Origin of the sequence: Aeromonas allosaccharophila, assembly GCF_000819685.1 — a bacterium.
Classification (GTDB): domain Bacteria; phylum Pseudomonadota; class Gammaproteobacteria; order Enterobacterales; family Aeromonadaceae; genus Aeromonas; species Aeromonas allosaccharophila.
On the sequence record NZ_CDBR01000013.1, the window covers coordinates 91,365 to 111,087 of the forward strand.

The 19,723-nt window shown below is 58.9% G+C and carries 19 protein-coding genes, 1 pseudogene and 1 riboswitch; of the genes and pseudogenes, 14 read left to right on the forward strand and 6 right to left on the reverse strand.

The window, feature by feature from the left end:
* The first annotated feature begins 38 nt into the window (after positions 1 to 38).
* The 5 genes and pseudogenes from ytfT to BN1115_RS02765 all read left to right on the forward strand — a co-directional run bounded on the left by ytfT (position 39) and on the right by BN1115_RS02765 (position 5,451).
* Positions 39 to 995 carry a galactofuranose ABC transporter, ATP-binding protein YtfT gene (gene ytfT / locus BN1115_RS02750; RefSeq protein ID WP_244152197.1) on the forward strand — a complete coding sequence of 319 codons (957 nt, stop codon included), beginning with the start codon at positions 39 to 41 and terminating at the stop codon, positions 993 to 995.
* A complete protein-coding gene (gene yjfF, locus BN1115_RS02755) occupies positions 988 to 1,998 on the forward strand; it encodes a galactofuranose ABC transporter, permease protein YjfF (RefSeq protein ID WP_042655970.1) in 1,011 nt (336 codons plus the stop codon). Before ytfT ends, yjfF begins: the two co-directional genes overlap by 8 nt.
* 261 nt (positions 1,999 to 2,259) lie before the next feature.
* Positions 2,260 to 2,381: pseudogene (locus BN1115_RS22105) on the forward strand (IS3 family transposase); the annotation flags it as partial.
* Positions 2,382 to 2,620: 239 nt separating this feature from the next.
* Positions 2,621 to 3,814, forward strand: coding sequence for an enoyl-ACP reductase FabV (gene fabV / locus BN1115_RS02760; protein WP_005344170.1), 1,194 nt, complete (start codon positions 2,621 to 2,623; stop codon positions 3,812 to 3,814).
* A gap of 161 nt (positions 3,815 to 3,975) precedes the next feature.
* Positions 3,976 to 5,451 (forward strand): YfcC family protein, encoded by a 1,476-nt coding sequence (locus BN1115_RS02765; protein ID WP_042655971.1) that lies wholly within the window; start codon positions 3,976 to 3,978, stop codon positions 5,449 to 5,451.
* A gap of 65 nt (positions 5,452 to 5,516) precedes the next feature.
* Here BN1115_RS02765 and BN1115_RS02770 read toward each other — a convergent pair whose 3' ends face one another.
* The gene (locus tag BN1115_RS02770; RefSeq protein ID WP_042058000.1) at positions 5,517 to 6,731 is read right to left on the reverse strand and encodes a pyridoxal phosphate-dependent aminotransferase; all 1,215 of its coding nucleotides are present in this window, start codon (positions 6,729 to 6,731) and stop codon (positions 5,517 to 5,519) included.
* A gap of 381 nt (positions 6,732 to 7,112) precedes the next feature.
* Between BN1115_RS02770 and BN1115_RS02775 the strand changes: the two genes are divergently transcribed.
* Together BN1115_RS02775 and aqpZ are read left to right on the forward strand one after the other, a co-directional pair.
* Positions 7,113 to 7,325 carry a DUF1653 domain-containing protein gene (locus BN1115_RS02775; protein WP_042655972.1) on the forward strand — a complete coding sequence of 71 codons (213 nt, stop codon included), beginning with the start codon at positions 7,113 to 7,115 and terminating at the stop codon, positions 7,323 to 7,325.
* A gap of 269 nt (positions 7,326 to 7,594) precedes the next feature.
* Positions 7,595 to 8,284 (forward strand): aquaporin Z, encoded by a 690-nt coding sequence (gene aqpZ / locus BN1115_RS02780; RefSeq protein ID WP_042656004.1) that lies wholly within the window; start codon positions 7,595 to 7,597, stop codon positions 8,282 to 8,284.
* Positions 8,285 to 8,375: 91 nt separating this feature from the next.
* Here the strand turns inward: aqpZ and BN1115_RS02785 are convergent, their stop codons facing one another.
* Entirely contained in the window at positions 8,376 to 9,125 is a 750-nt protein-coding gene (locus tag BN1115_RS02785; protein WP_418133319.1) for a lytic transglycosylase domain-containing protein, read from the reverse strand.
* 328 nt (positions 9,126 to 9,453) lie between these two features.
* On the opposite strand from BN1115_RS02785, the gene BN1115_RS02790 reads away from it, so the two are divergent.
* Entirely contained in the window at positions 9,454 to 9,894 is a 441-nt protein-coding gene (locus BN1115_RS02790; RefSeq protein WP_042656005.1) for a GNAT family N-acetyltransferase, read from the forward strand.
* 5 nt (positions 9,895 to 9,899) lie between these two features.
* Here the strand turns inward: BN1115_RS02790 and BN1115_RS02795 are convergent, their stop codons facing one another.
* Positions 9,900 to 10,442: a YceB family lipoprotein gene (locus tag BN1115_RS02795; protein WP_042655974.1), complete on the reverse strand. Its 543-nt coding sequence runs from the start codon at positions 10,440 to 10,442 to the stop codon at positions 9,900 to 9,902.
* A gap of 97 nt (positions 10,443 to 10,539) precedes the next feature.
* On the opposite strand from BN1115_RS02795, the gene cls reads away from it, so the two are divergent.
* Positions 10,540 to 12,021 carry a cardiolipin synthase gene (gene cls, locus BN1115_RS02800; protein WP_042057989.1) on the forward strand — a complete coding sequence of 494 codons (1,482 nt, stop codon included), beginning with the start codon at positions 10,540 to 10,542 and terminating at the stop codon, positions 12,019 to 12,021.
* A gap of 106 nt (positions 12,022 to 12,127) precedes the next feature.
* Positions 12,128 to 13,390, forward strand: a complete 1,263-nt coding sequence (locus BN1115_RS02805; RefSeq protein WP_042655975.1) for a DUF945 family protein — start codon at positions 12,128 to 12,130, stop codon at positions 13,388 to 13,390.
* Between the two features lie 79 nt (positions 13,391 to 13,469).
* Here the strand turns inward: BN1115_RS02805 and purU are convergent, their stop codons facing one another.
* Positions 13,470 to 14,306: a formyltetrahydrofolate deformylase gene (gene purU / locus BN1115_RS02810; RefSeq protein WP_042655976.1), complete on the reverse strand. Its 837-nt coding sequence runs from the start codon at positions 14,304 to 14,306 to the stop codon at positions 13,470 to 13,472.
* A 276-nt stretch (positions 14,307 to 14,582) separates the two neighbouring features.
* A riboswitch (FMN riboswitch) is annotated at positions 14,583 to 14,739 on the forward strand.
* A 104-nt stretch (positions 14,740 to 14,843) separates the two neighbouring features.
* Here purU and ribB point away from each other — a divergent pair.
* Positions 14,844 to 15,497: a 3,4-dihydroxy-2-butanone-4-phosphate synthase gene (gene ribB, locus BN1115_RS02815; protein WP_042655977.1), complete on the forward strand. Its 654-nt coding sequence runs from the start codon at positions 14,844 to 14,846 to the stop codon at positions 15,495 to 15,497.
* Between the two features lie 224 nt (positions 15,498 to 15,721).
* Complete coding sequence (locus tag BN1115_RS02820) at positions 15,722 to 15,964, forward strand: Lpp/OprI family alanine-zipper lipoprotein (RefSeq protein WP_005334342.1); 243 nt, start codon at positions 15,722 to 15,724, stop codon at positions 15,962 to 15,964.
* 153 nt (positions 15,965 to 16,117) lie between these two features.
* On the opposite strand, the gene BN1115_RS02825 is transcribed toward BN1115_RS02820, so the two are convergent.
* Complete coding sequence (locus tag BN1115_RS02825) at positions 16,118 to 16,966, reverse strand: tetratricopeptide repeat protein (RefSeq protein ID WP_042655978.1); 849 nt, start codon at positions 16,964 to 16,966, stop codon at positions 16,118 to 16,120.
* Positions 16,963 to 17,685 (reverse strand): 4'-phosphopantetheinyl transferase family protein, encoded by a 723-nt coding sequence (locus BN1115_RS02830; protein ID WP_042655979.1) that lies wholly within the window; start codon positions 17,683 to 17,685, stop codon positions 16,963 to 16,965. The genes BN1115_RS02825 and BN1115_RS02830 overlap by 4 nt, the downstream gene beginning before the upstream one ends.
* A 275-nt stretch (positions 17,686 to 17,960) precedes the next feature.
* Between BN1115_RS02830 and BN1115_RS02835 the strand changes: the two genes are divergently transcribed.
* Both BN1115_RS02835 and rlmF read left to right on the forward strand, forming a co-directional pair.
* Positions 17,961 to 18,449, forward strand: a complete 489-nt coding sequence (locus BN1115_RS02835; RefSeq protein ID WP_042655980.1) for a C40 family peptidase — start codon at positions 17,961 to 17,963, stop codon at positions 18,447 to 18,449.
* Positions 18,450 to 18,597: 148 nt separating this feature from the next.
* Positions 18,598 to 19,569, forward strand: a complete 972-nt coding sequence (gene rlmF, locus BN1115_RS02840) for a 23S rRNA (adenine(1618)-N(6))-methyltransferase RlmF (protein ID WP_042655981.1) — start codon at positions 18,598 to 18,600, stop codon at positions 19,567 to 19,569.
* Positions 19,570 to 19,723 lie beyond the last annotated feature (154 nt).

Sequence of the window (19,723 nt, forward strand, 5' to 3'; positions counted from 1 at the left end):
GCGGGCCAGCATGCCCCCGCAGAGCGCTGCCCACGGGCATGGCCCAATGCGGGGCCCTGCTCTGCGTGCTGCTCATCAACGCCCTGGTTGCCGATAACTTCTTCGCCATCCATATTCAGGATGGCCGGCTGTTTGGCAGCCTGATCGACATCCTCAACCGCTGCGCCCCTGTGGCCCTGCTCGCTCTCGGCATGACCCTGGTGATCGCCACCGGCGGTATCGACTTGTCGGTCGGCGCCGTGATGGCCATCAGCGGGGCCACCATGGCCAGTCTGGCCACTGGCGGTCACAGCCTGCCGGTCATTCTCGCCTCCGTCATCGGAGTGGGCTTGCTGTGCGGCCTCTGGAACGGCTTGCTGGTGGCGGTGTTCAAGATCCAGCCCATCGTCGCGACCCTGATCCTCATGGTGGCGGGCCGGGGCATCGCCCAGCTCATCACCGAGGGACAGATCATCACCTTCAATAACGAGGCTCTGGCCTGGATTGGCAGCGGCTCCCTCTTCTATCTGCCCACCCCGGTCATCATCACCCTGGGGATGGCGTTGCTGCTCTGGCTGCTGACCAAGCGCACCGCCCTCGGCCTATTCATCGAGGCGGTGGGGATCAACATCAGGGCCGCCAAGAACGCCGGGCTCAACACCCCCATGGTGGTGATCGCCACCTACCTGCTGAGCGGTATGATGGCCGCCGTCGCCGGTATGATAGTCGCCGCCGACATCCGCGGGGCCGATGCCAACAACGCTGGACTCTGGCTGGAGATGGACGCCATCCTGGCGGTGGTGATAGGGGGCACCTCCCTGATGGGCGGGCGCTTCAACCTCGCCCTCTCCCTGGTCGGCATCTTGATCATCCAGGGGGTGAACACAGGGATCCTGCTCTCCGGCTACCAGCCCCAATGGAACCAGATCGTCAAGGCCATGGTGGTGCTGGCGGTGCTGGTCATGCAGTCGCCAGCCCTCAACCACCTGTTCCAGCGAGGGAGTCGCCATGTTTAAACGCAACCTGCCCCTGACGGTGACCATCATGGTCTTCGTGCTGGGCTATCTGCTCTGCCTGGCCTCCTTCCCGGCCTTCATGTCCACCCGCATCATCTGCAACATACTGACGGACAACGCCTTCCTTGGCATAGTCGCGGTGGGCATGACCTTCGTCATCCTCTCGGGCGGCATAGATCTGTCGGTGGGGGCCGTCATCGCCTTCACCGGCGTGCTGCTGGCCAAGCTCATCGGGGAGCTGGGGGTCAGCCCCATGCTGGCCATCCCCCTGGTGCTGGTGCTGGGAGCAAGCTTTGGCGCCCTCATGGGCTGGCTCATCGACACCCTGAAGATCCCCGCCTTCATCATCACCCTGGCGGGTATGTTCTTCCTGCGGGGGGCCAGCTTCCTCATCTCGGAGCAATCCCTGCCCATCGATCACCCCACCTTCACCTACCTGTCGAGCCTGTCGTGGAAGGTGCCGGGGGGCGGGCGCCTCAGCCTGCTGGCCCTCATCATGCTGGCTGTGGTGGTGTTTGGCATCCTACTCGCCAACCGCACCCGCTTTGGCAACAACGTCTATGCCATTGGCGGCAACGCCACCTCGGCAGCCCTGATGGGGATCTCGGTGCGCTACACCACCATCCGCATCTACCTGCTCTCCACCACGTTGGCGACCCTGGCCGGCATCGTATTCGCGCTCTACACCTCGGCGGGCTACCCGCTTGCTGCCGTCGGGGTGGAACTCGATGCCATCGCCGCCGTGGTGATTGGCGGCACCCTGTTGAGCGGCGGGGTGGGCACCGTCTTCGGCTCCCTGTTCGGGGTGCTGATACAGGGGTTGATCCAGACCTACATCAACTTCGACGGCACCCTCAGCTCCTGGTGGACCAAGATCATAATAGGTCTGCTGCTGTTTTGCTTCATCGGCCTGCAGCGCCTGCTGATCCTGGTCTCGGAGCACCGCAAGGCCAACAAGCCTACTCCCTTCAAGCGCCAGGTTGCCGCCATCCCCCTTGAGTGACACCCCCACCGGGCCCGCCATACGCGGGCCCGGTGGCATGCCAGCAAGGCGTATTGCGCCGACCTCACGCCACTTGATTCAGAACAACAGACCAAGACGTCGGGGTTTTACCCTGTCACATTCAAACAACGGATATGCAGACGATGGCCAGACGCCATGGTGTCATCGCAGACGAATGCTAAAAGAAGAAAAAAATAAGATCACAACAAGACTAAGAGGAAACGAAGAGCGCAAGAGGGACAATGCTGGGCAGATGGCAGTCAGACCCTAGTGCGGCACCGAAGTGGCTTCTATGCGTGGCTGAAACAGCCTAAATCGCCACGACAGAGAAGGACGAACGACTGACCGGATTGGTCAAGCAATCCTGTGAATCCGGCGCCATCAATTTTGATAAACTACTGTGTCGGTAGCTTTTCATTTTCCCCGTAAGCCTTTTTCATTTTCGGCGGCGGGCTACAGCATCAGCTGCTAGTTGCCGTGAGGTGGGCACCATGGCATGGACTATGATGGCCACCTTCGATGCCCATTTTTGCCGCCGTTCAACACATCAGAGCACCTTATCGCGGCAAGATGAGGTATCTTATGCCCCGATTTCATCCATTAAACGGATCCGAGACTCCATATGATCATCAAACCCAAGGTTCGCGGCTTTATCTGCACCACCACTCATCCGGTCGGTTGTGAAGCCAATGTTCGTCGCCAGATTGCTTATACCAAAGCCAAGGGCACCATCGAGAATGGTCCCAAGAAGGTGCTGGTGATCGGCGCTTCCACCGGTTATGGCCTGGCCTCCCGGATTGCGGCTGCCTTCGGTAGCGGCGCCGCCACCCTCGGCGTCTTCTTTGAAAAAGCGGGCACCGAGTCCAAGACCGGTACCGCCGGCTGGTACAACTCTGCCGCCTTCGACAAGGCCGCCAAAGAGGCGGGCCTCTACGCCAAGAGCGTCAACGGCGATGCCTTCTCCAACGAGTGCCGTGCCAAGGTGATCGAGCTTATCAAGCAGGATCTGGGTCAAATCGATCTGGTGGTCTACTCCCTGGCCTCGCCGGTGCGCAAGATGCCGGACACCGGCGAAGTGGTGCGCTCTGCCCTCAAACCCATCGGTGAGGTCTACACCACCACCGCGATCGACACCAACAAGGATCAGATCATCACCGCCACCGTCGAGCCGGCGAATGAGGAAGAGATCCAGAACACCATCACAGTGATGGGCGGTCAGGACTGGGAGCTGTGGATGGCGGCCCTGCGTGATGCAGGCGTGCTGGCCGACGGCGCCAAGTCCGTGGCTTACTCCTACATCGGTACCGATCTGACCTGGCCCATCTATTGGCACGGTACTCTGGGCCGCGCCAAGGAAGATCTGGACCGCGCCGCTGCCGCCATCCGTGGCGACCTGGCTGCCAAGGGCGGCACCGCTCACGTGGCCGTGCTCAAATCCGTGGTGACCCAGGCCTCTTCCGCCATTCCGGTGATGCCGCTCTATATCTCCATGGCCTTCAAGATCATGAAGGAGAAGGGCATTCACGAGGGCTGCATGGAGCAGGTGGATCGCATGATGCGCACCCGTCTCTACGCGTCCGACATGGCGCTGGACGAGCAGGCCCGCATCCGCATGGATGACTGGGAACTGCGCGAAGATGTGCAGCAGACCTGCCGCGACCTGTGGCCGTCCATCACCAGCGAGAACCTTTCCGAGTTGACTGACTACACCGGTTACAAGCAGGAGTTCCTGCGCCTGTTCGGTTTCGGTCTGGACGAGGTCGATTACGATGCGGATGTGAATCCGGACGTGAAATTCGACGTGGTCGAACTCTGAGTCTGACTCAAGTGAAAACAGGGCCCCGCGGGGCCCTGTTTTTTTGGCAAACATTCCGCTAATTTGCGGAATTTTATTATCAGCGATCACCTTTTCCCATATCAAACCCGCTAGTCTTGCGCTGATCGGATCACAGACGGCATTGCCGAGGAACGGAAGCTATGACCACTCCAAACGAGGCGCCCAAGAATCGCCAACTTCCCACTGTCTATACCCTGCTTTTTATCATCATCGCCCTGATGGCGGCCCTCACCTGGGTGCTGCCAGCGGGCAAATATGACTACGTCACCGCCAAGACCCAGCAGCCGGTGGCGGCAGCGGCCGTGGCCGATTACAGCGGCGACGAGCGGCTGTTGCCGGTGCCCGGCAGCTACACCGAGCTACCCGCCCACCCGCAAGGGGTGTTCGAAGTGCTCAAGGCCCCCATTCAGGGCTTTCACAAGGCGGCCGACGTGGCGCTGTTCGTGCTCATCATCGGCGGTTTTCTGGCGGTGACCATGCAAAGCGGTGCGCTCGATGCCGGGGTGGGGGCCATAGTGCGTGCCTTCGCAGGCCGTGAACGGCTGCTGATCCCGGTGCTGATCGCGCTCTTTGCCCTCGGCGGCTCTACGTTCGGCATGGCGGAGGAGACGGTGGCCTTCTGGGCACTGATCGTGCCGGTGATGATGGCGGCGGGCTTCGATCGCATGGTGGCGGCGGGGATCATCCTGCTCGGGTCCGGGGTCGGGGTACTTGCCTCCACCGTCAACCCGTTTGCCACCGGCATCGCCTCCGGTTTTGCCGGTATCCCCATCGGTGAGGGGATTGGCCTGCGGGTCATCCAGTGGCTGCTGCTGGTGATCTTTGCCTCCTGGTTCGTGATGCGTTATGCCAAGCAGGTACAGCAGGACAAGTCCCGCTCCGTGCTGGCCGACATCGCCTATGACGACGAGTTCTCCCAGATGAAGAGCGGCAACCTCGCCTTCACCGGCAAGCAAAAGCTCACCATGCTGGTCTTCTTCGGCACCTTCCTGCTGATGATCTATGCGGTGGTGCCCTGGTCGGATTTGGGGATCGATCTGCTGCCCACCTTTGGCTGGTGGTTTGACGAGCTATCCACCCTGTTCTTCAGTGCCTCCATCCTGATTGCGCTGATCAACCGGATGCCCGAGTCCAACTATGTGGCGACCTTCCTCAACGGAGCGCGGGATCTGATCGGGGTGGCACTGGTGGTTGCGGTGGCGCGCGGTATCTATGTGGTGATGGAGCAGGGCGTCATCATCGACACCATTTTGCACTGGGCCGAAGGGCTGGTGACCGGACTCTCCTCGTCGGTCTTCATCCTGATGGCCTATCTGGTGCACATCATCCTGAGCTTCTTTATCCCCTCCACCTCGGGGCTGGCGACTGTCTCCATGCCGCTGATGGGGCCGTTGGCGGACTTCTCCGGCATCTCCCGGGATCTGGTGATCACCGCCTATCAGTCCGCCTCCGGCTGGATCAACCTGTTTGCCCCCACCGCCGCCCATCTGGTGGCCGGTCTGGCGCTCGCCAAGATCCCCTATGATCGCTTTGTGCGCTGGGTGCTGCCCTTTATCATCGGGGTGGCCCTCATCACCATGGCGGTTTTGGTGGCCGGTGCCATGCTGCACGGCTGATGGTACGGACGAAAAACGACAGATAACAAAAAGGCTCCGTAAGGAGCCTTTTTCATGGGCTTTGTTTACTGCTTGTAGCCTTTGAGGAAGCGGGCGAGGCGGCCGATGGCATCCTCCAGCTCCTCTTCGCGGGGCAGGAACACCAGCCGGAAGTGATCCGGCGCCGGCCAGTTGAAGCCGGTGCCCTGCACCAGCAGCAGTTTCTCCTGCTGCAGCAGGTCGAACACCATCTTCTGGTCGTCGCGGATGTCATACACCTTGGGGTCGAGGCGCGGGAACATGTAGAGCGCCCCCCTGGGTTTGACGCAGGAGACCCCGGGGATCTCGTTGAGCAGCTCCCACGCCTTGTCCCGCTGCTTGCGCAGGCGACCGCCCGGCAGGATCAGCTCGTTGATGCTCTGATAGCCGCCAAGGGCGGTCTGGATGGCGTGCTGCATCGGCACGTTGGCACACAGCCGCATGGAGGCCAGCATCTCCAGCCCTTCAATGTAACCACGGGCACGGCCTTTGGGACCGGTGATGACCATCCAGCCCTGACGGAAGCCGCAGGCGCGGTAGGCCTTGGAGAGGCCGTTGAAGGTCACCACCATCACATCGTCACACAGGGTGCAGACACTGGTGTGGGAGATGTCGTCGTAGAGGATCTTGTCGTAGATCTCGTCGGCGAAAATGATGAGGTTGTGCTGGCGGGCAATCTCGATCACCTCCAGCAGGAACTCGCTGCCGTAGACGGCGCCGGTCGGGTTGTTGGGGTTGATCAGCACCAGGCCGCGAGTGCGCGGGGTGATGCGGGCACGGATGTCATCGAGATCCGGATACCAGTCAGCCCCTTCGTCGCAGCGGTAGTGCACCGCATGGCCACCGGAGAGGGTGACGGCGGCGGTCCAGAGCGGGTAGTCGGGGGAGGGCACCAGCATCTCGTCGCCGTTGTTGAGCAGCGCCTGCATCGCCATCACGATCAGTTCGCTGGCGCCATTGCCGATGTAGATGTCGTCGATATCGACCTTGCGCATCCCTTTTTGCTGGTAGTACTGCATCACCGCTTTACGGGCAGAAAACAGCCCCTTGGAGTCGCAGTAGCCCTGGCTCAGCGGCATGTTGAGGATCACATCCTTGATGATCTCTTCCGGCGCATCGAAACCGAACGGGGCGGGGTTGCCGATGTTGAGCTTGAGAATGCGGTGACCTTCGTCTTCGAGACGGCGGGCTTCTTTATGCACCGGGCCGCGGATGTCATAGCAGACATCGTCGAGCTTGTGCGACTTGTCGATAGTGAACATGGTGACTGTGATTCCTTCCCCATGGGGACGCGTTGGCGAAAAAGGCGATTTTTAGTATCAAATTTCTTTTCCCCTATTCTTCACAGAATTGAATGCTAGAACAATCCTCTTTTTAGAAGAATTCCCTGATTTTTAGCCCTAAAACAGGGTTGCTAGAACGTTAAATTTAGCATGATCGTTTGTGCTAACCGAGGTTCACCAGTGAAACATGGGGAACGAATTAACAAAGCTGCCTGACTGTGTTGCAATATCCGGATCCTGTGGCACGATTGGCTTGTGTAAAAAATCGTCTTCGTCCCCCTTTGCGATGAGTTGAATGGCACCAACGGTGTCATCGTTATGTGATCCGCTCATCGGTGTCTATTCCTGCGAGGTTTTCCCATGCATGCACCCGTTCCCGGCCGCTATCGCCACTTCAAGGGGGGTTACTATCAAGTGCTCGCCCTGGCCCTGCACACTGAAACCCAGGAGCAGCTGGTGATCTATCAATCCGAACAGGATGGTCAGGTCTATGCCCGCCCTGTCGCCATGTTCATGGAGTGGATTGAGCATCAGGGGCAGGTTGTCAGCCGCTTTGCACCGGTAGGGAACTGACCACCTCTCCGTTTTGATCGTTCAACAGATGAGCAGTCGAGCGAAACGGTGTCACAAGTTGTCGCATGAAGCCCTTGTGCATAAGACGTGCGGTCAGTGGCATTAATGATAGATTTCTCATCTAATCAACGAATTGTGATAAATGTCACATTCGATGAGCCTTGCCTGCCGGGTTCGCAATCTGGACACCCACTCCCATAATGCTGCGCTTGTTCAAGCATGGGCCCTTCCCGGGTCTGTTCGGTGTTATCTCAAATGGGAGAAATAATGTGAAACCTGTTGCTGCCGAGTTTATGGGCACTTTCTGGCTGGTATTGGGCGGGTGCGGCAGTGCCGTGCTGGCTGCAGCCTTTCCTCACGTCGGGATTGGTCTGCTGGGGGTCTCGCTGGCTTTCGGTCTGACCGTGCTGACCATGGCGTTTGCTATCGGCCATATCTCCGGTTGCCACCTCAATCCGGCCGTCACCGTTGGTCTGTGGGCGGGTGGTCGTTTTCCGGCATCCGGTGTACTGCCTTATATCGTGGCGCAAGTGCTGGGTGGCATTGCTGCAGCTGCCGTGCTTTATGTGATTGCCAGTGGTCAGGCCGGCTTTGATCTCTCTGCCGGTTTTGCCTCCAACGGCTACGGTGAGCACTCTCCGGGTGGTTACAGCCTGACTGCCGCACTGGTGTGCGAAATGGTGATGACCGGTTTCTTCCTGTTCGTCATCATGGGCGCCACCGATAGCCGCGCGCCTGCCGGTTTTGCCCCGATCGCCATCGGCTTGTGCCTGACCCTGATCCACCTCGTCAGCATTCCGGTGACCAATACCTCGGTCAACCCGGCCCGCAGTACCGGCGTTGCGCTGTTTGTCGGTGACTGGGCGGTCAGTCAGCTTTGGCTGTTCTGGGTTGCCCCGATTGTCGGTGCCATTCTGGGTGCGCTGGCTTATCGCCTGGTGGCGACTGAGCAGAAGTAATCATTGGCGAAACAACGTGTGGTATCGACACGCCTGCGGGCGTGTTTTTTGTTTCTGGAGGGGGAAAACAGAGAATTAACTGAGCCGAACGTCACAGCCCTTTGGCCTGCAGCATCTCTTTGTAGCGCAGGTGGAGTAGCTGGACGCGCTCCACATAGGCGCGAGTTTCCGCATAGGGCGGGATGCCTCCATGTTTTTGTACGGCGCCAGCCCCGGCGTTGTAGGCCGCAGTCGCCAGTGCCACGTTGCCGTCATACTGCTTGAGCAGTCCCGCCAGATATTTCACCCCGCCGAAGATATTCTGCTCCGCCAGCAGGGCATTGCCGACTCCCAGTTCCCGCGCCGTGGCGGGCATCAGCTGGGTCAGGCCCATCGCACCTTTGCGGGAGACCGCCAGCGGGTTGAAGGCAGATTCCGCATGGATCAGCGCCCGGATCAGCGCAGGCTCAACCTGATAGGTTTTGGCGGCCGCCTTGATGGTGCTGGCATAGTCATACAGAAACAGCCCGGTGGTCTGCCAGTTGACATTGGATTTGGGATCGCAGGCGAAGCAGTCGTTGAACAGCAGCAGCTCGTAATGGCCCTGTTCTGGCGCCATGTCGGAGTAGCGTACCACCCCGTTTTGTTGCACCGATTTATAGACCTGGATCTGCTTGTTGCCGCCAGTGGCGGTTGCCGCCGTTTGAGCGGTTTCGGGTTGCGGGGCGGGCGTGGCCTCATTGACCGGACGCAGGGGGGAGGGGGCTGCAGTCAGGAAGACCACCTCCGCGGGCGGGGGAGTCTGGCTCCATCCACTCAGGGGGATCAACAACATAGGGCCTGCCAGCATCCATGCTTTCAACCGTAATACTCCTTCCTGTGATGACCATGTTGAGTAAAGCATCATGACGAGGGCAGAACAAGCGGCGAGCAGGGGGCAAATGACCCGATTCGGTGACCGGGATCAAAGTATCCACCGCAATAAAGGGTTGTCATCGTGAAGCCGTGCGTTGGCAGTCAGGCCGTGGGTCATGGCCTCTTCCACCGGGTCAGCAACGTCGCCATGACGTCTGCTTTTTTGTTGACGAAAGGCATGCTATCGTGCTGGCGTCAGCTGGTCGGATTAGCTCACCGTATCTGGCACTAATAATTGATTACCAAAGGATTTGTCTGTGACAAGCAAGCTGGCGATGGAACTCACCTTCGAAGAGTACTGCGACGCCGATCTCTCCCTTATCAGGGACTATTACGAAACGACATTTTCCCACTATGTGCCGGACCTGGCCGAGCGGATCTTTGTCGTGCGTGATGCTCACTGGTTGGTGGGGGCGGTACGGTTGCGGGACGAGGAGGAGTTTTACCATCTGTGCGGCTTTCGCCTGTTGCCCCACTACCAGTCGCTGGGACTGGGGTCACGGCTGTTGCAGCACGCTTGCCACGGTCTGGCGGACAAACCGGTGGTCTGTCAGGCGCTCCCGTTCGAGAAGCCCTTCTATCTCAAGGCCGGTTTTGCCGATATGCCCCTCAACCAATTGAGCGGGTCGCTCTTCTCCCTCTACGAGCGGCAGCAGCAGCAGGGTTATCAGGTGGAGCTGCTGGTACGGGATTCCACCCAGCCCCTCCTGAATTGAGTGGTTTAGCGGGGGTTGGTCAACAGGTGGATCTTGCCCGGTGACAGCTCCAGCCCCAGCAGATTCTCCTTCAGCCAGGCCTGATCCGGATCCTTGTCATTGAGTTTGTAGACCGGCTTGGTCTCGAGCCGTTTCTCCATGCTCTGCAGCAGCATGTTGAGCATCAGCCCGAACTTTTTCTCGGCCGCTTCCGGCTCCAGCTTGTACTCCACCAGTTTCATGTTATCGAGAAACAGCGCGCTCTGGGCCTTGTCATAGCGGGGCCTCGCCTCATAGGTCATCTGCAGGCGGGCATCATATTCGGTATTGTCGGGCAGGGCGATTTTGAGCTTGCCCTTGCCATAGACCCGTGCCGTGTCGGGGCGCTGGCGACCAATCTGGACATCGCTCTGCTCAAGCTTCACATGAGCCTTGATGATGCCGGGCAGTTCCAGCTGTTTATTGACTTGCACCTGCGATTGCAGGTACTGGTTTATCTGTTGCTCATTGATGTCATATGAGCCTTGGCCTAGCATGGCCAGGCTGAGCAGCATAGATTGCAGGATCATGCGTGCGACCTGATAGAATGGATTTGCCTTACAGCATATCATTGCGGCCGGTTGGGGTCTGCCCACCGCACTGTTTGTCGATGAGAAGGAGCCCCCGTTGCTCAACGGTCTGGAACATGATCTTCAACTGCTGTTTTCCCGTTTTCTGGGTTGGCTGCTACTGCTTTTTCACACAGTTATCGTCACTGGGGTGTCATTTCGGGTGGTGATGAAACGCCGTCCCATCGGTGTATCGCTGGCTTGGCTGGCGCTGATCTACGCCATTCCGTTTGCCGGGGTGGGCTTCTATGTGCTGTTTGGTGAGATAAAGCTGGGGCGCCGCCGCGCCGAGCGCGCCCAAGCCATGTACCGTCCTTACGCCATCTGGATCCGTCAGCTTGCGCGTCTGTTCCCGCAGCACTGCTGCGAAGTGGGCGCCAAGGCGCAACCGCTGCACGATCTGATCCAGGGGCGGCTCGCCATGCCGATGCTCTCCGGCAACCGCATGACTCTGCTCAACAAGCCGGACTGGATCTTGCGCGAGATTGCGCAGGATATCCGCCGCTCGACCCTCTCCTGCTATCTGGAGTTCTACATCTGGCACCCGGGCGGCGATGCTGACGAGGTGTGCGAGGCGCTGATCGAAGTGGCGCAACGCGGCGTGGACTGTCGCTTGCTGCTCGATTCGGTGGGCAGCAAACAGTTCTTCCGCTCTCACTGGCCGAAAAAGCTGCGCAAGGCGGGTGTCAAACTGGTGGAGGTGCTGCCGGTTGGCGCCTGGCGCATTGTGTTCCAGCGTCAGGATCTGCGGATGCACCGCAAGCTGGTGGTGATCGATGACAGGGTGGGTTACACCGGCTCCATGAACATGGTGGATCCCCGTTTCTTCAAGCAAGATGCCGGGGTCGGCCAGTGGGTCGATATCATGATCAGGGTGCAGGGGCCCATGGTGCCGCTGATGTGGTCGATCTTCGTCTGGGATTGGGAGATGGAGACCGGCGAGCGGCTGCTCGACAGCCTGCAACATGATCCCGAAGCCTGGCCCCAGACCAACTACCGCGCCCAGCTTATTCCGTCCGGCCCCTTCGTCGGTGGCGACTGCATCCAGCAGAGCCTGCTGCTCGCCATCTATCAGGCGCGCAGCCATCTGGTGCTGACGACCCCCTACTTTGTGCCAGACGATCCGCTGGCGGCCGCACTCAGCTCGGCGGCAGCTCGCGGCGTGCAGGTGCAACTGGTGTTGCCGGCGCGCAATGACTCCATCATGGCCAATTACGCCTGCAATGCGTTCATGGAGGAGCTGCTGGCGGCCGGGGTGGAGATCTACCGCTACGATGCCGGTCTGCTCCATACCAAGAGCGTGCTGGTGGATGACGACTTTGCCCTGGTGGGGACGGTCAATCTGGACCGGCGCAGCCTCTGGCTCAACTTCGAGGTGACCCTGCTGGTGGACAACCCCTCGTTCGTGGCCCAGATGACCCGGTTGGTACAGGGCTATATGGCGGAAGCCACCCCGATGACGCTAGCCAAATGGCAGGCACGCCCCTGGTACAAGAAGGCGATGGAGAACATCTTCTATCTCTTCAGTCCCTTGCTGTGATGTTGTGGCGAATCGCAAGAATGTTGGGGCGCCATCTGATTGCACTTGCCTCGCCCCGAGTACGCCCCTAGAGTGCAATGACAACTCCCTGGAGACACATGGATATATGAAAAAGATAGTGGCCCTCGCCGTGGGTGCGGCACTGGTAGGTGGTGGTCTGGCGGCGTGCTGGTACACGGGCAACAGCTTTGACAACATCATGGCGGAGCAGATTGCCAAGGTAGAGCAAGAGACCGGCATCGATATGCAGTGGCAGCCGGGCAGCAGCAACCTCTTCACCCGGGACGGGATCCTGAAGATCGTGGTGACGCCGGAGGAGCTGGCTACCATCGACAGTGAACTGGAGGGCAGTCAGCCCATCGAGCTGCAACTGGTGGTCAAGAGCCGGATCCTGCCGCTCTATATCAAGAGCCACCTCCTGCTCGATACCCATAATGGCACTATGGCGCCGGTCTTTACCGCACTGGGCATGGAGCAGTGGGAACTCGGTCTGGAGTCGGTCACCAGCCTCTGGACCCAGGGTAACAGCAGCCGCTTCTGGGCCAATGAATTCAAGGTCAAACAGGGGCTGGACGAGTTCCATTTCCTGCCGCTTTCCGGCGAGTTTCACGGCAACCTGGAGGGGAATGGCCACCTCACCATGGCCTGGCAGGGGATGACGGTCCATGAAGAGCAGAGCAAGATGGACTTGGTGCTGGCCGATATGAAAGGGAGCGCCGACATTGCCGAGATCAGCGGTGTGCTCCTTTCGCCCCAGAGCGAGATGACCCTCTCGGCCCTCACGGTGCAACTGCCTGACCGCGTCAAGGTTGCCCTGCAGGGGATGACTACCGAGACCCAGCTGACCGGCGATGATGCCCAGACCCTCTCCAGCAGCTATCAGATGAAGATTGCCAAGCTGGATCTGGAGAACGAGACCGATACCCTGGCGGTCACCGACAGCAAGCTGGCGCTCAACCTCAACGGTCTGGATCTGGAAGGGTACCAGGGGTTGCAGGCCGCCGGTGGCAAGGGGGTTGAAGATGCCGCCATCCAGCAGGCGCTGGATAAAATGCTTAAACGTGGCGCGACCCTGGAGCTGGCCGATTTAAGCGCCAAGCTCAACGGGGAGGCGGTGACCATGAAGGGGGATGTGAAGCTGGCCTCCACCTCGCTGGAGCAACTGTTCAACAGCGAAGCGGGGATGCAGGCCCTCAGCGGCGTGCTGCATGCCAACCTCAGCGACAAGCTGGGCAAGGCGGTGCCGCAACTGGCCCCCATGCTCGATCAGCTGACCCTGATGGGTTATCTGAAGGCCGACAAGCAAGCTCTGACTTCCGAGTTGAAGCTGGAGAAGGGCGCCGTGACGGTGAACGATCTGCCGCTCTGATATTTGGCGTAGAAACAACAACGGCTCCCGCGGGAGCCGTTGTTGTTTCTGGCCTTCTCATGCGTGCCGTGTGGGCGAATTACTTGAAGACCACCGTCTTGTTGCCATAGACGAACACCCGCTCGTTCAGCACCAGCTCCAGCGCGCGGCTCAGCACCGATTTCTCCACATCCCGGCCTGCTTTGGCCATGTCGTCCGCACTGAAGGCGTGACCGACGTGGATCACGTCCTGTTCGACGATGGGGCCCTCATCCAGATCGTCGGTCACGAAGTGGGCGGTGGCGCCGATCAGCTTGACCCCGCGATCGAACGCCTGCCGGTAGGGGCGGGCACCGATGAAGGCGGGCAGGAAGGAGTGGTGGATGTTGAGGATCTTGCGCGGATAGGCCTCGACGAAGCTCGGGGTCAGCACCCGCATGTACTTGGCCAGGATCACATAGTCAGGCTCATAGCTGTCGATGATGGCGCGTACCTGCTCTTCATGTTCGGTCCGGCTCAGTTCATCGTGGCTGACGGTGTGGAACGGAATATTGAACTTGCCGGTGAGCTCGGCCAGGGTGTCGTAGTTGCCGATCACCGCGACGATATCCATATCCAGCGCGCCCGCGTAGTTCTTCATCAGAATGTCGCCGAGGCAGTGGGTCTCCTTGGTGACCAGAATGACGATACGCTTCTTGCCCGCCTTGACCAGACGACGCTGGGCCCCGGTGGGCAGGGCATCGTCCAGATCCGCCAGCAGGGTCTCGTCATTGAAGCGGCCCTCCAGCTCGGTCCGCATAAAGAAGCGGCCATTCTCATGATCCACAAACTCATCGTTCTTGATGATGTTGAGCTGATGCTTGTAGCAGATGTTGGTGATCTTGGCGATGAGCCCTTTGGCATCCGGGCAATCCGTGAGCAGTATTTTCTTTTCCATCTCTGTCATTTTCCGTTTGTGGTGTTGGCGCTGCTGTCTGCGCAGGCAGCGTTGTTCAGGCTCTTTTTCGGGCTCTGTTTTTTGTTTCGGGCACTGTTTTTGGTTTCAGGCACTATGCCATAAACCGATCCGCGCCATAAAGAAATTCGCCAGTCACGGCCTCTCGCGCTGGCGAGCGGGCCGCAGAGCGCGATCCCGGGCGCAATGTTGAAACGCTTTTCAGCCAGCGGGGGATTTTGGCTGGTATCTGCAACCGTTTTTCTTTAGGCTGTCTGCGCTTATTCTCAGGGCGGGGTGCAATTCCCCACCGGCGGTATCCCGATTGACTCGGGGAGCCCGCGAGCGCCCGACCCGGCTGATTGCCGGGTCGGGGTCAGCAGATCCGGTGAGATGCCGGAGCCGACGGTCATAGTCCGGATGAAAGAGGATAAGACAGACATTGCCGCGTAGGCCCTTATGGGCTGGCCGCTGCATGCTCCTCTCTGTCTGCCTTTCCATGCCCTGATTCTGGTCCTTGTCTTGTTTAGGAGTTTTACCATGAATCAGTCTCTACTCAGTGAATTCGGTGATCCCGTTGCCCGTGTCGAAGCGGCCCTGTCTGCCTTGCGTGCCGGAGGCGGCGTGCTGGTGGCCGACGATGAAGATCGGGAGAACGAGGGCGACCTCATTTTCGCTGCCGAATCCATGACCAATGAACAGATGGCGCTGATGATCCGCGAGTGTTCCGGCATCGTCTGCCTCTGCCTGCCCGACGAGCGGGTTCGCCAGCTCGAACTGCCAATGATGGTGGAAGCCAACTCCAGCCACTACCAGACCGCCTTCACCGTGACCATCGAAGCGGCGCAGGGTGTTACGACTGGTATCTCGGCGGCTGATCGCATCACCACCATCCGAGCGGCCATCGCCGACGGCGCCAAACCGGGCGATCTGCATCGCCCGGGTCATGTGTTCCCGCTGCGGGCGCGAACCGGTGGGGTGCTTACCCGTCGTGGTCATACCGAAGCGACCGTCGATCTGATGCAGCTCGCTGGCCTCAAACCGTTTGGTGTGTTGTGTGAATTGACCAAAGAAGATGGCTCTATGGCACGTCTGCCTGACCTGGTTGCGTTTGGTCGGCAGCACCGGATGCCGGTGCTGACCATCGAGGATCTGGTGCAATATCGTCAATTGTTGTCAGAACAGAGTGCCTGAGCCTCATACGAAATTGTAATAAGGCAAAAATTTGGTTAACCTTTGTCCGCGCCCTCACCACGCGGCACTCATTTTTTAGACGAATCTGGACAAAAACTGTTCATTCAAAAAAAATGAGGGTTTTAATGCATTTATCTGTGGTGGGGACTATGCAAAGTATGATTTTTTTGTGCCATAATCACGCCGCTTGCTAAACGTCTGGCGAGTTCAAGGGAGCTTTAAAAATGAAAAAATTGTTGTTGGTAGGTGTTGTTGGTCTGTCCGCTCTGCTGGGCGGTTGTGCAAACACCAGCGAACTGGAAACTTCCGTTCAGAATCTGTCTAACAAAGTTGACCAACTGGCTCAAGATGTTAGCGCAGTTCGTGCTGATCAGTCCAAAATCGCTGCTGATGTTGCCGAAGCCAAGCAAGAAGCTATGCGTGCTAACCAGCGCATCGACAACATGGCTACTTCTTACAAGAAGTAATCCATGCGAAAAAAATGGCGCAGTTATGCGCCATTTTTTTTTGCCTGAAATTCACCGCTTCTATATCCCCACTGCACGCTCTTCGCACTTGACCCATGAGGTCATGCCGGTCTCCCGGCACTCCCCCATCATTAGCAGCCAATTCGACGCTGATCAGTAGAGCAGACTATAGAGTTTACGACGGTAGCTCTGCGCCGCCGGCGTGCTGCCCATGGTCGCCAGAATATCGAGATAGGTTTTTCTGGCATCGCCGAATGCCAAATCCCGCTTGAGGATCTCCAGCAGCAGTCCCAACGCCTCTTCCTGACGGCCAGCCTGGTTGTATTGCACCGCCAGCTCCTGAGTCAGGGCAAAATCATCGGGTTGTTCTGCATGGCGGGCTTCCAGCGCGCGCAGCTCCGGGCTGTCTGCCGCTTGCAGGGCCAGCGCCAGCCGTGAGCTGAGGGTATGGAAGTGACTATCCTGCGCCACCATCGGGATGGTGCCGAGGCGCTCCTGCGCTTCCTCCAGCAGATTGAGGTCGAGCGCGGCCTGGATCAGCCACAGGCTGATGTCGTGACGTTCAGGGGCCAGTTGGTGTGCCTTGGTCAGATGGGCATAGGCGATGCTGGGCTGCTCGTCAGCCAGTGCCTGTTGCCCCTTGGCCAGCAGTTCTTCCTCCTCTTTGGGGGCGAAGGCGGCGAAATACTGGCGCAGGGTGGCTTCATCCTGCGGCCCTTCGATGATCGCCTGTTCGTCAGGGCGACCCTGATGGAACAGCACCAGCGCGGGCAGGGCGCGCAGACCGAGCTGGCTGGCCAGCGGCTGCAACTGGGGATCGTTCATATCCACCATGGCCAGGGTGACCTGCTCATTGGCGGGCCCAACCAGTGATTCGATCAGCGGTGTCATCCCCTGACACTCCGGCATCTGCGGAGCATGGAAATAGATGACGACCGGCTTCTTCATGGACGCATCGATAAGTTCAGCGTGAAAATTCTGGGGAGTAATGTCGACGATCATGAGTTGGACTCTTCAGAAAGGGTGTTGAGTAACATGGGGTTGAGCGACTGGCAATTCAAGCGCTCATCCAGCCGGTAAAACGTCACGGGGGTTGCCGCTGCCGCGAGACTGAGCCAGCCGCTGGCAAAGGGCCAATCCTGTACCTGATAAGAGATGTCATCGAGCCGGTTGTCGAGTCGCCACCCTTGCTCCGGAACGAAGCACACCTTCTCGAGCCCGGCGGCTATGCCGCCGCCGTGGGCCTTCAGTACAGCCTCCTTGCGCGACCAGAGCCGGTAGAAGGCGCTCTCCTGCTCTTGAGCGGGCAGTGTGCAGATCCACTCATATTCACTCTGTGCATAAAATCGGCGGGCCAAGGGGAGGGGATGATGCCGCCGTTTGCCCAGTTCGATATCCACCCCAAGCGGCCCCTGCGGGCAGAGCGCCAACACCAGCCAGCTGCCACTGTGGCTCAGATTGAAATGCCAGGCATCATCATGCAGCCGGGGCTTGCCGTGGGGGCCGTTGCAAAATTGCAGGCTGGCGGCGGGTTGCTGCAGCCGCTCGGCCAACAGCTGGCGCAGTAGGGCGCGGCTCACCAGATATTCCTGACGCCGTTCAGGATGGGTCATGGTTTGCCAGATATGCTGCTCATCGGTTGACAGCCCTTCAGGCAATTGAGCGAGCAGTTCCTGGCATACCCTGGCCGGTTTTAACAAAAAAAGATCGGTTTCGATCATGATTTTTCACTTTAAAAAGGTGCTGAAGCAGGGATAAAAGCCAGTTATCTATGAGACCCAAGGCCCTTTTTGCGATTGTATATTGTTTGGGCATGATCACATTAATTATGAAAAATCGTGCATTTACTTGCAGAAATGTGAGCTCGATAGGGATTTTCACTTGCCTCGATAGAATTCTTGGATATAGTCGGGTGCTGTTGCCTTATAAATTGCCCTTTGGGGCCGTATTTTAACAAGATTTACTATTTAGCGGGGATAAAGGATTGCGCCACCTGATGCTACTGCTGGTCGCGCTCGGAATGGTGGGTTGTGCCTCGGCACCCCAACCCGAGGTCGCGAGCAAGATCGAAGTTTCCATGGTTGAACCTGTAATCGAACCGGAAGCTTCCCTGACACCCGATGTGAATGAAATCCTGACAGTATATAAAGAGTGGCGTGGTGTTCCGTACCGGATGGGTGGCAGTAGCCAGCGCGGTATCGATTGTTCCGCCTTTGCCCGTGAAGTGTTCCGCAATGCCGTCGGTGTCGAATTACCCCGTGATACCCGCTCCCAAGTCCACGAAGGGACGCGCGTTTCCAAGCAGGATCTGGTCGAAGGCGATCTGGTCTTCTTCAAAATCAATCGTCGTCTCAACCACGTTGGTATCTATGTCGGCAATGGCGAATTCATCCACGCCTCGACTCGCGCCGGTGTGACGCGCTCCAAGCTGGACAGCCAATACTGGCGCAGCAAGTTCTGGCAAGCTCGCCGGATCGATATCTGAGTCAGGCTGGACAAACGGCTCGCAGTACGGACTGTTTTTCCAACCTCACTTGAACCGGGCTCGATAGCCCGGTTTTTTATTGCCGTCGTTTAGACTTTCCCGAGTCAAATCACTATAGTGTGGGCCCGTTTTCTTCGGCAGGCTCAGCATGAAACCCCGCACCCCATTAGCCGGTGGCCCCAAGTCGGGCGACCGCAAATCCGGACTTCACTCCCGTAATCGCCATCAGGCGGGTTACGACTTTGCGGCGCTCTGCCTGCGAACTCCCGAGTTGGCTGCCCACGTCTTTATCAATGACTACGGCACCCGCACCATCGATTTTGCCAATCCCGATGCAGTGAAGACCCTCAACCGCGCCCTGCTGGCCCATCACTACGGGATTGCCCACTGGGACTTGCCCGCCGGTTACCTCTGTCCGCCCATCCCGGGACGGGTGGATTACCTGCACTGGGCGGCCGACCTGTTGGCCGAGAGCGCAGGCCAGCTCCCTACCGGCAAGGGGGTGAGGGTGCTGGATATCGGAGTGGGGGCAAACTGCATCTATCCGCTGCTGGGTGCTCGCGAATATGGCTGGCGTTTTGTCGGATCGGATATCGATCCGGTCTCGGTCAAGGCGGCCACCCTGCTGGCCAGGAGCAACGGGCTCGGCAATCAGATTGAGTGCCGCCTGCAGGGCAACCCCAACCATGTGTTTCGCGGCATCATAGGGCCGAAGGAGCGCTTTGCCCTGACGCTGTGCAATCCGCCGTTCCATGCATCGCTGGAGGAGGCGAGCAAGGGGACGGAGCGCAAGCTGCGCAATCTGGGCAAGGAGGTGACAGGGGCGCCCGTGCTCAACTTCGGCGGTCAGAAGGCTGAACTCTGGTGCGAAGGAGGCGAGGCAGCGTTTCTGGCCAACATGATCGCCCAGAGCAAGGAGTTTGCCAGCCAGTGCCTCTGGTTCAGCTCGCTGGTGTCGAAAAAAGAGAACCTGCCGGGGGCGAAAAAGGCGCTGAGCCGGGTGGGAGCCCGTCAGGTGCGGGTGATCGACATGGCGCAGGGTAATAAGGTGAGCCGGATCCTCGCCTGGTCATTTCTGGATGAAGAGGGATTGCGTAGCTGCTGGTCGAGCGCGCGCTGAACCCCCATCACAAGGCCCGACGAGGGCCTGTTGTCATGATGAACACGGTGAATTTCCCCCTGCTGGTCGCATATCCGGCAATCGTTTTTCTCATTGGCAGATCGTGCTGGTTTGTATGGTGTAAGTAGTGATTTCCGCCTTGGTACAGGTGTAC

Coding starts and splice junctions, on each gene's coding strand:
- BN1115_RS02765 (WP_042655971.1), top strand. CDS start 3,976: ATGACCACTCCAAACGAGGCGCCCAAGAATCGCCAACTTCCCACTGTC.
- rlmF (WP_042655981.1), top strand. CDS start 18,598: ATGAAACCCCGCACCCCATTAGCCGGTGGCCCCAAGTCGGGCGACCGC.
- fabV (WP_005344170.1), top strand. CDS start 2,621: ATGATCATCAAACCCAAGGTTCGCGGCTTTATCTGCACCACCACTCAT.
- ytfT (WP_244152197.1), top strand. CDS start 39: ATGGCCCAATGCGGGGCCCTGCTCTGCGTGCTGCTCATCAACGCCCTG.
- BN1115_RS02795 (WP_042655974.1), bottom strand. CDS start 10,442: ATGATCCTGCAATCTATGCTGCTCAGCCTGGCCATGCTAGGCCAAGGC.
- BN1115_RS02770 (WP_042058000.1), bottom strand. CDS start 6,731: ATGTTCACTATCGACAAGTCGCACAAGCTCGACGATGTCTGCTATGAC.
- purU (WP_042655976.1), bottom strand. CDS start 14,306: ATGGAAAAGAAAATACTGCTCACGGATTGCCCGGATGCCAAAGGGCTC.
- BN1115_RS02830 (WP_042655979.1), bottom strand. CDS start 17,685: ATGATCGAAACCGATCTTTTTTTGTTAAAACCGGCCAGGGTATGCCAG.
- BN1115_RS02775 (WP_042655972.1), top strand. CDS start 7,113: ATGCATGCACCCGTTCCCGGCCGCTATCGCCACTTCAAGGGGGGTTAC.
- BN1115_RS02805 (WP_042655975.1), top strand. CDS start 12,128: ATGAAAAAGATAGTGGCCCTCGCCGTGGGTGCGGCACTGGTAGGTGGT.
- BN1115_RS02835 (WP_042655980.1), top strand. CDS start 17,961: ATGCTACTGCTGGTCGCGCTCGGAATGGTGGGTTGTGCCTCGGCACCC.
- yjfF (WP_042655970.1), top strand. CDS start 988: ATGTTTAAACGCAACCTGCCCCTGACGGTGACCATCATGGTCTTCGTG.
- ribB (WP_042655977.1), top strand. CDS start 14,844: ATGAATCAGTCTCTACTCAGTGAATTCGGTGATCCCGTTGCCCGTGTC.
- BN1115_RS02825 (WP_042655978.1), bottom strand. CDS start 16,966: ATGATCGTCGACATTACTCCCCAGAATTTTCACGCTGAACTTATCGAT.
- BN1115_RS02790 (WP_042656005.1), top strand. CDS start 9,454: ATGGAACTCACCTTCGAAGAGTACTGCGACGCCGATCTCTCCCTTATC.
- BN1115_RS02820 (WP_005334342.1), top strand. CDS start 15,722: ATGAAAAAATTGTTGTTGGTAGGTGTTGTTGGTCTGTCCGCTCTGCTG.